The sequence below is a fragment of the Gemmatimonadota bacterium genome (genome assembly GCA_016719105.1).
Classification (GTDB): domain Bacteria; phylum Gemmatimonadota; class Gemmatimonadetes; order Gemmatimonadales; family Gemmatimonadaceae; genus SCN-70-22.
Genome location: JADKAQ010000043.1, coordinates 1 through 11,666 on the forward strand (window position 1 = coordinate 1; position 11,666 = coordinate 11,666).

Consider the following 11,666-nt stretch of genomic DNA (forward strand, 5'->3'; position numbering starts at 1 on the left):
TCTTCTCTCGCAGCAAGCCTTCGATCGCGGTGGCGGTGCGCCGCAGCGACAGGAGCGCCGCGTGGCGTGACAGGATGCCCGCTTCAAGCTGGTGCGTGAAGATCGTGCTCAGCTGTGACTCGATCTGCGTCTGAAAACGCAGCAGCAGGTCGGGCATGCGCTCGAGCGTCTTCATGCCCGACAGGAGATTCGAGAATCCCGTCTCCAGGTTCCGACTCAGGGCGCTGAAAGCAGCGATCTGTGCATCGATGAGGGCGTCGGTCTTGGGAGACTCGACGGTCATCTTACTGGGGAAGCGCACTTCGGTGGACATCGGGAGGCTGCCTCAGTCGAAGTTGGAATTGTTGTAGCGCGTGTGGCGCGCGATCGCGTCCTCACCGAGGATTCCGCTGGACACGTCCGCGACCCCTTTGTCGACCCATCCGCCCACGTCATACCACGCCGGACTCCGTTCCACTCCGAGTTGTTCCGCCGTCGCGGCCTGTATCGCGTTACTCTTTCGCTGGAGCTGTACCATTTGCGCCGTATTGGTGGCTGTCTGCTCAGTCGCCGCCGCCGTTCTGGCCGTGTTGACCTCGATGCGCCCCAACTGCGACACCATAGTTGTCGTATTTTGGGCCGTGCGTTCGGACGCCACCGCCGTTTTCCGCATGTTCACGGCGATGTCGCGCATAACTCCATCGCGCTTCTCATCCTCGATGCGCTTGGCACGGCTGCATTGCTGCATGGCACTGGTCATCGCGTCGCGCTCCTTGAGGAAGGCGGCATGCATTTCCCCGTGGGCCTCTCGGCGAGACTGCGCGATCTCTTGCACGATGGCGGCATGCCCCGCGAGCATTGATGCGAGGAACGCGCTTTGCTTCACGTTGTAGGCGCGCTGCACGGACGCTAACCCTTCGATGGCCTCTTCCTCACCGGCCGCCTGCGCACTCAATCGTCCCTGCTCCTGAAGCAGCGATTCCACGTCACTGCGATTGCGCTGGTGCAGGTTCTCGAGTTCGGTCTGCATCGCATTGGCATACTCGAGATCGCGGCTGCGCGCGTCATGGTACGTGGCAATCCGCTCGTTCTTGTTTTCTTCCATTAGCCTGTCAAACGTCGGGAGGAGAATCTCGTCCAGCAGGCGATGCACAGGAACCGGGTTGCTGGTTTGACGACCGCACGCGCGACACTCCCAGTCACCACGCGCCATGTTGTAGCTGCAGCGCGAGTTGGCGGACAATCCGATCGGCGCGTGCGCATTCGAGTTCGCCACGGCATAGTCTCGTGCGAGCGCATCGATCTGCGCCTTGCGGTTGCATTCCGGACAGAAGAAGTTGAACGCCGAGTAGTGGAAGTCCTGTCCGAGGTTGACGCAGAGCGGCGCCATGACGTGCTGGAGCGACAGCTCGCGCACCTCAGCGAGTCGTTCCAAGTGCCACTCGATACTCGACAGGGCATCGGTGAATTCATCAGCGCTCAGCGAACGGTCACTCCGTCGCAGTTCGATGACGGCGTCACGGAGGCGGGCGAGTAGCCGTGGGTCGTTCGGTGGCCCAGCCAGACGGGTCGCTCGATGCAGCGGTGGCAGCGCCTCCTCCCGCAACAGCGGCACTTCCAGTTCGACCGTCTCGACGTCCGTCACGCACTGTCGCACGCGCTCAAGTGACGACGCGATCCGCGCCTCCAACCCATGAAGCGCCTGCGCATCTCCACTTAGGGCCGCCTCGGCCTCGCGCTCCTCATCTGTCAGGACGACTGGGATCGGTAACGCGAGCAGTTCCTTGTATGCCGCGATGGACGACTGAAGGGCCTGCACATCTCGAAGACGGCTCAGGCGGAGCGTCGTCGTCCCCGCGGCTCCGCTTCCGTCCAGAAGGAGTCGACGTGGTCCGGCGGGACACAGCAGGACCGGGAGGCGAATCCTGACAACGGAGATGCGGAGACGCGTCGCTTCTCGCTCACTGTCGCTCGGCGGAGACTCCACGATCTCCACGATCTCCTCCGTCCGCTCGACGTCTTCTTCGACCTCTTGTTCGACCTTGCGCACGACCACCTGGGAGATCGAGATCAAGGACAACACGCCACCGAGGATCGCAATCGCGATCGCCAGCGACGGCGCGTTTCCGATCACGGCTGCGATCGAGAAGGCCACCGTGAGTGCGCCCAGCGCAGCGCCGAAAAAGTTCAACTGCCGCTCCTTTACCTCCTTCACTACGGTGCGCTTCACCCGCTCCGTCTTCGGTACCGTGCGGGAGCGAGCCTCCCGTCTCGGACCTGGGGGCACAAGTCGAGTGCTGAATCGAGCCGAAAGGGCGCTCGCGATTTCGTCGATTTCTGATGTCGTCAGTGCCACTCGAACCTCCGACCACGTGTCAGTATCAGCCGTGGCGAAGACTGCGCACTTATGCGTCAGACGAGCGTCAGCTGACACGGATTCTTCGCGGGGGCGAAATCAGATGGGGGACGACGCGGCGTTTTCGGGGGAACCCTTCCGGGCATCCCTTCTCTTCCACGGGCGTGCCACGCGAGACCACGATTCGCGCAGGCGGGGAGCTTCTGACGTCGAGTCGCCGCCCTTCCACTCGGTGGCGTGCGGAACAGCTCCCGCGAGCGCCATCGCAGTCGTCGGCCCACACCCACGAGTCCCATCGGCTTTATCGAGGCGAGCGCGCCATCGATTCGGCTGGACGGAGATCGAACGGGCTCGCGCCGCGCGGCCCGGCGCGCTTCGACCCAGCGTCGACTCCCCCCTACTCCCCCAGCACCGCCTCGATCACCTGCGGCCCGCGCGCTGCAAACGAACGCCGCAACGCCTCCGCCAGCGACTCCGCGCTCGTCACCTGCACCGCCGGCACCCCCAACGACCCCGCCAGCTGCACGAAGTCGACCGGCGGCTGCGACAGGTCGGTCAGGGCACGGCCGCGCGTCGCCCCCGTGAGCTGCAGGCGCTGCAGTTCGTACTCCAGGATCCGGTAGCGCCGGTTGGCCAGGATCACCGTCGTCACGTCCACCCCCTCGCGCGCCAGCGACCAGAGCGCCTGCGGCGTGTACAGCGCGCTCCCGTCCGCCTGCAGGTTGATGACCCGCCGTCCCGGCGCCGCGAGTGCGGCGCCTAACGCCATCGGGATCCCGAGGCCGAGCGAGCCGCCGGTGATGTCGAGCCAGTCGTGCGGCATCGCCCCGGCGCTCGCCACCAGCGCCGGAAAGCGATTGGTGATCGCCTCGTCGCAGACGATCGCATCCTCGGGGAGCACCGCCGCGAACGTCTGCGCAAAGGTGGCCGGGGTGAGCGGGCCGCTCGCCACCGGCGGCACGGCCCGCGGCACCCGCACCGCCTCCGTCGCCGCCGCCCCCGTCGCCTGCACCAGCGCATCCAGCGCCGCCGTCACGTCATCGGCTCCGCTGGCGAGGGTGTGGACCGTGCATTCGGCCGGGACAAGCGACCCCGGGAGCCCCGGATACGCAAAGAAGGCCACCGGCGGCGGCGCATCCACCAGGACGAGGTGCCGCACCCCCGCCAGGAGCTGCAGCACCATCTCGGGGAAGTACGGCAGTCGCTCCACGGCGACCGTCCCCGCTCCACGCCGGATGTTGGCGGTGAACGGGGTGCTGCAGAGCTTGGCCCCGCACGCCGCCGCGATGCGCCCGCCCCGTTCGGGGTTCCGCCCTGCATCGCGCGCCGCCCAGCAGGATCACCGTCGGCTCCCCCGAGGCGAGCACCCGGGCAATCGCCTCCACGCGCTCGCTCGCGGGGGGCGCCCCCGTGCGCGGCGCCGAGCGCGATGCAACGCTCGCGCGCAGCGCCGCCTCGCCCGCCGCCGCCTCGACCTCCCCCCACGCCGCGTCCGCCGGGACAACGAGCGTCGCAATCGCCCCCGGCGGCCCCATCGCCGCTCGCACGGCATCCTCCCCGCCGCCGCCATCGTTGCGGCTGACGGCACGGCGTGCACCCACGCCGAGACGGTTCCCGCGAGCGCCGCGATGTCGCTGTGCAGCGGCGGGTCGTTCGCCAGGTGATAGGTAGCGTGGTCGCCGACGATGTTCACCAGCGGCGTCGCCGCGCGCCGGGCGTTGTGCAGGTTCGACAGCGCGTTGGCCAGCCCCGGCCCCAGGTGCAGGAGCGTACTCGCCGGCCGCCCCGTCACGCGCCCCCAGCCATCGGCGGCGCCGCTCGCGACCGCTTCGTGCAGCGTCAGTACCGCGCGAATCGAGGGGGCAGCGTCCAGCGCCGCGACCAGGTGCATTTCGGACGTGCCCGGATTGGCCAGGCAGAGCTCGACCCCGGACTGGGCCAGCGACCGCAACAGGAGATCGGCACCACGAATCATGTCGTCAGAACGAAGAGGATGCGAACGAAGTGAGCACTCCAGCGAAAGCTGGGGTCCACCCGAGCAAACGAAGTGAGCCCCCGGCGAACACCGGAGTCCACCCACAACAAACGAAGTGAGCCCCCCGCAACCGCCGGAACACGCCCCCGCCGCAGCACGTCCAACCTCGAGAGGCGCGCCGAAACGTTATGCTCGGCGCCCCACTCTCGATAGCCACTCGAGACCGGCTCCGAGGGGATGAATGTCGCGCGTGGCGTCCTGCTATTTTCCCCGCGATGCTCTCCTTCATTCTGGCTCTCACGCTCGGCGCCGCGACGCTCCCCGCCGATGCACTCACGTCCGACGCCGATTCAATCGCCGTCGCCCGCACGGAACGCGCTTCCCGCGGAACGCGGAACGCGCTTCCCGCACGGAACGCGCTTCGCCCCCCACCGTACCGCCGGACTCCCTGCGGGTCCCCATCCTGGTCTATCACAACATTCAGTCGTCGGCCGACGCCCGCGGCGTGCGCGGCGCCGACCTCACCATGCGCCCCGAGGTCTTCGCGGCGCAGATGCAGTACCTCAAGGAGCACGGGATCCCGGTCGTCTCGTTCACCGCGCTCGTCGAAGCGCTGGAAGGCAAGCGCACGCTCCGCCCAAGGCCGTCGTCATCACCTTCGACGACGGGCGCCTCAACCAGTACACCAACGCCATCCCCGTCCTCAAGAAGCTCGGCTTCACCGCGACCTTCTTCCCTTCACGCACGCCATGGACCGCAACCCGCGCTACTTCACGTGGGCACAGTTCAAGGAGTTGCAGCAGGCGGGCCACACCATCGGTTCGCACACCTCGCTGCACGTGCGCGTGGACAAGATGAAGGACGCCAAGCAGATGCACACCGAGGTCACGGGGAGCCGCGAGCAGCTGCAGGCGAAGCTGGGCGCCACGGCCACCGAGTACTTCTCATATCCGTTCGGTGCCCTTGCAGCTGCCGGCGATTCGGCCGTGCGCGCCGCCGGCTACCGCGCCGCCCGCGCCTACACCGGCGGGCCCTGGAACAGCATCCGCGATCGCTGGCGCCTCAAGGCCGTCCCGATGACCGAGAACATGAAGCGCTTCGCGCAGGTTGTGGATCCGTCGGCGGCCGCCGCGCTCCCGGCCACGGCCAAGCCGTCGCCCAGGCCCGGGGCGGCCACGGGCGCCCCCGCGAAGCCGCGGCCGGGACGTTAGGCACGCAAAACCCCCCACCGGAACGGCCGGCGGGGGGTCGGATGCGGCAAACTCGCACGCATCGTTCTCACTGCATCATCTGCATCACCTGCATCACCTGCATCACCACGAGCGTCGCCCCCGCCCAAGCATTGCGCCTGGCGGGGCGTCCGTGGCGTTACGAGCAGCTCGGGCGCCCGCGCGGGAGCGCCATCGTGCAGTTCTTCACTTCGCCGTTGATCGTGATCACGACCTTGGCCGTGGCGCTGCCGTCGTAGGTGATGACCTCGCGGCGGCTGGCGGTGATCGGCGTCGCCCCGGCGAACGTCACGGTCGCGGTCATCGTGCGGATCACCGTGCCGGCCGTCGGATACGTCGGCTTGCCATCGACGATCGGGATCTCGACCCCACGGGTCGTGTCGGCGGCCACACGCCTGGCGGTGAAGTTCCCCTTGCTCGACGTCCCGGTGGTCGACTCCTCACCGGTCGACGTCCCGGCCACCGTGCGCTTCGTGCTCCCGGCGGCCAGCCCCGCCACCGTCCGGTCGCTCGTGTGTCCCAGCGTCGTGTTCGCCGTCAGGATCGTCGTGCTGTCGCCAATCAGGCGCCCGATGTGCGGGGGACCCTTCCGGCCGCCCCACGACGGTCCCTTGGACGAGTCGCGCACGTAGCTCACCGTACCCGCCACGTTCGTCTTGACCTGCACCGAGTTGGTGGTCGCGGTGTCGAAGGCCGACTGCACGACGCCAGCCGTCGTCTTGTACTGCATCTGCTGGTTCACCGTCACGCCATTCCTCGTGACCGGGGTGCAGACAAACCATCCGGTGCCGGCACTGAAGGTGCCATCGCACGTACGACCGCCACCGTAGCGCCCGCCGAACGGTCCGTGATGGCCAAAGCCGCGCCCGGCCGACATCGACCCGGCAAACGCGTCACCCAGTCCGCCCCCCATCAACCCCTCGCGCCCGAACGAGCGCCCACCGGGGCCGGGAAGCCACAGGCTCGACACGCCGTCGGAGTCACCGCCGAAGCTCGACGTGTTGTTGGAGAACTCGGCTGGCACGGTGGTGAAGGCCGCGGTCAACGCCTGGCTCACCGTGGGCGTCGAATCGCCGGTGCCGAGGGAATCGGCGCAGGCCCCCGCGCCGATCAGAAGGGTCAACAAGGCTGCGGAACGAACAGGGCGAAACATGGTGGAGTCTCCGAAACGGGTATCGTACCGACGGTGGGGGATACGCCGGTCCCTGCCCATATGACACATGACGGAGACGCTCCCCCCACAACGAATCGCGGGGCGCAGCGATGGTCCGCTGCACCCCGCATGCTCCAGCCCCGTCTCGGGCCGCGAGGCTAGATCGCCGTCACGCTGAAGACGTCGCCGCGGGGAGCGTCCCGCTCGTCGCGCGCACGGTGTAGAGCCCCGGACTCGCCCCAGGGTGATCGTCACGCGGGCCAGCCCGGCGCTGTCGCTCGTGCTCGTCGCGTCGCTCAGCGTTCCGCCGCTGCTGCCGGCGGCCCATGACACCGTCACCCCCGACACGGCGTTTCCGTGGACATCCGTGACCTTCACCACCACCTGCACCCCCGCCCCCGCCAACCCAGCGGCCCCATCACCGGCGAACTTGGCCAGGAGCGACGCCGGCCCTGCCACCACCTGTTGCCAGAAGATCGTCCCCTGGAGCGACCCGACGATCGCCGTGATCTCCGCCTTTCCCGCCACGGTGCCGGCGGTGAAGCCGAGCGAGGCCCGCCCGGTCGCGTCGGTGATGCTCGTCGACGACGGCAACGTCCCGCTCGCGCCCGTGGCCAGCGACCATGTGACCGTTTGACCCGCGAGTGGCTTGCCGTTCTGCGCCAGCACTTCCACCACCATCGGGTTGGCCATCACCGTCCCGGCCACCACCGACTGCGAGTCGCCGCCGACGCGCGAGATCTTCCCGGGGATGGTCGGGCTGGACGGGTCGTCGCCGCAGGCCGACAGCGCCGCCAGGGCGAGGACGGCCAGCGGGAGAAAGCGCGAGCGCCGACCGACAGCCGGGCGCGGCGAACGAGAGCGCGTGCGAAACTGCATCATGGCGTACGGAATGAGGCGAATGGCAAGGCGGCTCCCCGAACACGCGGGCCCGATGTGCCGGACCGCGGAGCGATTTCGGGGCGCCGCTGAAAACTACATCACGGTCCCGGGTTTCTTCTTCCCGATGACCCCCTCGACCTTGCTGGCCTGCAGGAGCTTGTTGAAGGCCGCGATGTCGACGTTCTCGATCGTCTCCACCTCGGTCCGCAGCGTCCGCCACAGCCGCTCCAGCTCGGCCAGCCGTTCTTTGACCCCCTGCGTCAACACGGGGTTCCTTCCACCTGCCCCAGCAGGAAGCCGTACTGCCCGTTGATCCCGTTGGCGTAGTTGATGATGTCCTGCCCGTTCTGCGCCTTGGTCGTGAGCTTGGGGTCGGCCGTCTCCAGCTTCTTCACGATCGTCCCACCCATCGCGCCGATGGCCTTGGCCGAGTCGGCGTCCTTGGTGCGCGTCACGAAGCCCTGCACCTGCGTCTTGAGGTCGCGCACCCGCAGCACCGCATCGTGGATCTCGCCAATGCGCGTCACCAGCAGGTTGGCCACCGCATCACGCTCCGCCAGCTGCGGCATCGGGGTCTCGCGCCGCGGATCCTGCTTCACCTCGAACGACTGCGTGCGCGTCGTGGTCCCCACCGTCAGCCGCACGCTGTACGTCCCCGGCAGGACGCGCGCTCCGGCACCCGGGGCGCCAAAGAGGAGCACCCCCGGCAACGTCGTCGGCGCCGGGCGGCGCAGGTCCCAAGCGAAGGTGTTGACGCCAGCCTTGGGCGCGAGGCGCGACGGTCCCGTCCCTTCCTTGTTGGAGTAGGAACGCACCACCGCCCCCTTGCTGTCGAGGAACTCCAGGCGCACGGTCGTCGCGCTATCCGGGGCCGACGCGAGGCGATAGTTGATCACCGCGCCGCTGCGCGGGTTGCGCCCCACCATGTTGGCACCCGCGCCACCACCAAAGCCGCCACCGCCGCCCACCAGGAGCGCGGTGCGCGGCTGGTAAGATGCGCCGCCGCCGAGGCCAGCGAATCGGCGTGCTGGCGAACCACCGACAGGTCATCGAGGATCCAGAACGCGCGCCCTTCGGTGGAGGGCGATCAGGTCGCCGTGGCGCACCTCGAGGTCGGTCACCGGGACAACCGGAAGATTGCCGGCGAAGAGCTGCCACCGGGCCCCGCCGTCATACGAGATGTAGACCGTGGTCTCGGTCCCGGCGTACATCAGCCCCTTCCGCTCGGGATCCTGCGCACCACGCGCACCGGCTCGCCGGCGCGCAGCCGTTCACCAGCGTCGTCCACGTCTTGCCGAAGTCGGTGGAGCGGTAGATGTACGGCGCCGGGTCGCCCACGCGGTCCTTGCGATAGGCCACGTAGACCGTGCCCGGGTCGTGCGGCGACACCTCGACCTCGTTCACCAACCCATCGCCTGCCGTTGGCGGCGTCACGTTGGTCCACGTCGCCCCGCCGTCCTTCGTCAGCTGCACGTTGCCGTCGTCGGTGCCCACGTACATCGTCTTCGCATCGTGCGGCGACTCCTCGATCACGAAGATCGTCCCGTACACTTCGCCGCCCGCCCCTTCATTGGTGATCGGGCCGCCGCCCCACCCCTGACGGCTCTTGTCGTTCTTCGTCAGGTCCCCCGAGGCCGGCGCCCACGACTGGCCGCGGTCGCGCGAACGCAGCAGCACGTTGCCGCCGTGGTAGATCACGTTCTCGTCGTGCATCGACACCACGATGGGTGCCGTCCAGTTGAAGCGGTATTTCGTCTTGTCGGTCGGCTCCGTCAGGTTCATCTCCGGGTACGCCATGATGTGCGCGTCAACCCGTTCTCCTGGTCCAGCTCGTCGATGGCCCTGGTAGCAGCCCCCGTACACATAACGAGGCGCTTCCCGCTCACGCCGATGTTAGCGCTCTCGCACCCCAGGCCCGTTGTTCCACTCGCGCTCGGTGATCATGAAACCGTCGGAGCGCGACTGGATGATCACCGACGGGTTATCCTGCTGTCCCGAGTAGAGGCTTGTACGGAAAATCGTCGTCGACCGTCACGTGGGTAGAACTGCGCCGTCGGCTGGTTGTCCTGCGTGCTCCAGCTCTTCCCGCCATCCAGCGAGATCGAGCCGCCGCCATCGTTGGCGTTCGCCAGGTAGTTGCTGTTGGTCGGGTTGATCCAGAAGCCGTGGTTGTCGCCGTGCATCGCGTTCACCACCGCAAACGTCCGCCCGCCGTCGATCGACTTCAGGCACGGGGGCGTTTCATCACCCACCGTCGGCGTTCTGCGGGTCGTGATGACATCATGTAGTACCACGAGCGTGTCTGGATCAGGCGATCCTCGCTCAGCGGGCGCCAGCTCTTCCCACGTCGTCGCTGCGGTACAGCCCTCCTTCTCCTCGACGATCGCATACTAACGTTCCGGATTTGCCGGCGAGACCGCCACGTCCGGGTTCCGATCCAGCAGGGAGCCCTTCGTGAGGCGCTTCCAGCTGTCGCCGCCATCGGTCGACTTCCAGATCCCGCCCCGGGACCGCCGGAGCGCACCATCCCGGCGTGCCGCTGGTGGTCCCATCGCCGCGTACAGGATGCGCGGGTTGGTCAGGTCCATCCCGACAGCCCCGCCGCGCCACTTCGGTCGCGTTCTCCCCCTTGAGCACCTGCAGCGGCACGTCTTGCCGCCGTCGGTCGAGCGGTAGATCCCGCGCTCCGCCGTTCCCGCGCCATCGGTCGCCCTGCGCCACGCGACGTAGACGACGTCAGGGTTGTTGGGATGCACCCGCACGGCCGAGATCTGGCGCGTGGCGGCAGGCCCCACGTTGACCCACGTCTTCCTGGTAGGTACTCTTGTAGACGCCGTCGCCGTAGGTCGACGACTGCCCGCGGATCGCATGCTCGCCGCTCCCACGTAGATCACGTTGTAGGGTCGGACGGGGCGATCGCGATGGCGCCGATGGTGCTCTCGTCTTGAAGAAGCCGTCGGAGATGTTGCGCCACGACAGCCCGGCGTTGTCCCGGTGCGCCAGAGCCCGCCTCGGTGCTAGCCGACGAAGTACGTCAGCGGCTGCGGCAGGATCCCGACGATGGCGTTCGCGCGTCCTCCGCGCGACGGCCCGATGTTACGCCACGAGATCGCCTGAAAGACGCTCGTGTCGAAGGCGGTGACGGCCGGCGCAGCGGGCGCCGTTCAGCTCGCCCCTGCTGCGGCGACGGCGGTCGGGAGGGCTCGCGCTCACAGCGAGCACGGACAGCGCGAGGCGGGTGCCATGCAGACGTGCGGCGGTGGACATCTGGAGCGGGTGTGGCAGGGTGGACCAGTTGGGACGCACTGCGCCGGTGGCGCACGCGCTTGATGAACGCCGGGCGCGACGTGCCGCTGCGTGGTCTGAATGCACGTCGGCAACATGATAACGCAGCAGTCGAGGGCCGGTGTTGCCCGGCGATCGCTCCCCCTCGATTCACCGAGTGCTCGCACCCGGCAGGTCCCCATGCCCACGCTCCACTACGCCGTTCGCATGGTAGCCCACCACCCGGGTTTGGGACCGGATGCTCGCAGAGCTCGGAGGCGTGGACCAGCGCCTTTTCCGCGGGGCTCCACGTATGAAGGCTCGTGAGCAGGGGCGCGCATTCGCTTTCTCGCGCCCGACGGGAGTGGTGTCATCGCGGAATCGCCGAGAGTCGCCCCCGGAGTGGCTCTCCATCCGGCTCCTCGGTGCTCGACAAGGGGTCGAGGACGTCGACAGCGAGGCCGTGCAGGCGTGGGCCCCCGCCTGAGAACTACGCCTTCCCGCTGGGACGGCAGCGGGACCGAGCTCTGATCGACGTCGACACCACGCCAGTCGGTCGCAGGATGGACGAGGCGTGGCCCAAAGGGCTCGCGACGCTCGAGGCGATCTGCGAGGGCGCGGCGGTAGCGCGGAGCCGCGCAGCGCCGCCATGGCACGCCAGGGGGCAAAGCCGTATTCGCGAGTCGGAGCCGGGACGTTGCGGTGACCAGAGGGTTCGGCATGATGATGAGGCAACGGCCGCAAGCGGTCGCTGCCCTCCTCCCCCACCCCACCATTGCCTCGAGTGCTCGTCGGGCCTGCGACCCACGCGATTGACTGTCGGCACCC

The 11,666-nt window shown here is 68.2% G+C and carries 10 protein-coding genes and 1 pseudogene; 2 read left to right on the forward strand and 9 right to left on the reverse strand.

Features of this window, described 5'->3' with window-relative positions:
- The 3 genes and pseudogenes from IPN47_23940 to IPN47_23950 form a co-directional block, all read right to left on the reverse strand.
- Positions 1-313: hypothetical protein (locus tag IPN47_23940; GenBank protein MBK9411032.1), on the reverse strand; the 313-nt coding region annotated here is incomplete at its 3' end.
- Between the two features lie 12 nt (positions 314-325).
- Complete coding sequence (locus IPN47_23945; protein ID MBK9411033.1) at positions 326-2,209, reverse strand: hypothetical protein; 1,884 nt, start codon at positions 2,207-2,209, stop codon at positions 326-328.
- A gap of 523 nt (positions 2,210-2,732) precedes the next feature.
- Positions 2,733-4,310, reverse strand: a pseudogene (locus IPN47_23950) (acetolactate synthase large subunit).
- A gap of 327 nt (positions 4,311-4,637) precedes the next feature.
- On the opposite strand from IPN47_23950, the gene IPN47_23955 reads away from it, so the two are divergent.
- Together IPN47_23955 and IPN47_23960 are read left to right on the forward strand one after the other, a co-directional pair.
- Positions 4,638-5,168: a polysaccharide deacetylase family protein gene (locus IPN47_23955; GenBank protein ID MBK9411034.1), complete on the forward strand. Its 531-nt coding sequence runs from the start codon at positions 4,638-4,640 to the stop codon at positions 5,166-5,168.
- Positions 5,060-5,521, forward strand: coding sequence for a polysaccharide deacetylase family protein (locus IPN47_23960; GenBank protein MBK9411035.1), 462 nt, complete (start codon positions 5,060-5,062; stop codon positions 5,519-5,521). Before IPN47_23955 ends, IPN47_23960 begins: the two co-directional genes overlap by 109 nt.
- A 157-nt stretch (positions 5,522-5,678) precedes the next feature.
- Here IPN47_23960 and IPN47_23965 read toward each other — a convergent pair whose 3' ends face one another.
- From IPN47_23965 to IPN47_23990, 6 genes are all read right to left on the reverse strand, one after another.
- A complete protein-coding gene (locus tag IPN47_23965) occupies positions 5,679-7,574 on the reverse strand; it encodes an Ig-like domain-containing protein (protein MBK9411036.1) in 1,896 nt (631 codons plus the stop codon).
- 93 nt (positions 7,575-7,667) lie between these two features.
- Entirely contained in the window at positions 7,668-7,838 is a 171-nt protein-coding gene (locus tag IPN47_23970; protein ID MBK9411037.1) for a hypothetical protein, read from the reverse strand.
- Entirely contained in the window at positions 7,835-8,542 is a 708-nt protein-coding gene (locus tag IPN47_23975; GenBank protein ID MBK9411038.1) for a hypothetical protein, read from the reverse strand. The genes IPN47_23970 and IPN47_23975 overlap by 4 nt, the downstream gene beginning before the upstream one ends.
- Positions 8,543-8,744: 202 nt before the next feature.
- On the reverse strand, positions 8,745-9,371 hold the full coding sequence (locus IPN47_23980; GenBank protein ID MBK9411039.1) for a hypothetical protein: 627 nt from the start codon (positions 9,369-9,371) through the stop codon (positions 8,745-8,747).
- A 173-nt stretch (positions 9,372-9,544) separates the two neighbouring features.
- A complete protein-coding gene (locus IPN47_23985) occupies positions 9,545-9,826 on the reverse strand; it encodes a hypothetical protein (GenBank protein MBK9411040.1) in 282 nt (93 codons plus the stop codon).
- Between the two features lie 138 nt (positions 9,827-9,964).
- A complete protein-coding gene (locus tag IPN47_23990; protein MBK9411041.1) occupies positions 9,965-10,369 on the reverse strand; it encodes a hypothetical protein in 405 nt (134 codons plus the stop codon).
- Positions 10,370-11,666 lie beyond the last annotated feature (1,297 nt).

What these genes read in the sequence shown, in the direction of transcription:
- IPN47_23960 (MBK9411035.1), top strand. Translation starts at nt 5,060, where the DNA reads ATGGACCGCAACCCGCGCTACTTCACGTGGGCACAGTTCAAGGAGTTG.
- IPN47_23980 (MBK9411039.1), bottom strand. Translation starts at nt 9,371, where the DNA reads ATGGCGTACCCGGAGATGAACCTGACGGAGCCGACCGACAAGACGAAA.
- IPN47_23955 (MBK9411034.1), top strand. Translation starts at nt 4,638, where the DNA reads ATGCACTCACGTCCGACGCCGATTCAATCGCCGTCGCCCGCACGGAAC.
- IPN47_23965 (MBK9411036.1), bottom strand. Translation starts at nt 7,574, where the DNA reads ATGATGCAGTTTCGCACGCGCTCTCGTTCGCCGCGCCCGGCTGTCGGT.